Origin of the sequence: Rahnella sp. PAMC25617, assembly GCF_050606005.1 — a bacterium.
GTDB lineage: Bacteria > Pseudomonadota > Gammaproteobacteria > Enterobacterales > Enterobacteriaceae > Rahnella > Rahnella variigena.
On sequence record NZ_JBOCUM010000296.1, the window covers coordinates 1 to 248 of the forward strand.

General features: G+C 32.3%; 1 protein-coding gene. It reads right to left on the minus strand.

The features are described from left to right. The coding region (locus ACM615_RS24395) for a hypothetical protein (protein WP_431012709.1) at positions 1-248 on the minus strand (248 nt) is incomplete at both ends.

The window sequence follows — 248 nt, forward strand, 5'->3', positions numbered from 1 at the left end:
CAACACATACATTTTAGAGAACGGCTGAAATTGGTTCTCTTTCCCTAGATTAACTTTGAAATCTAGTTGTTTAACTTTTATCTGTGGCGCGAAGAGGCGAATAATTGTATTTCTTAGTTTTACCAGATTTATATCACCTTCTGTTAATCCATCCGTTAGGATCGAATTTTCATCAAAATCTTTAGAAAGAATATCTTGAGATAAATCCAATAAGGACAAACTGCTATGTTTGATCATTTCTGAATACT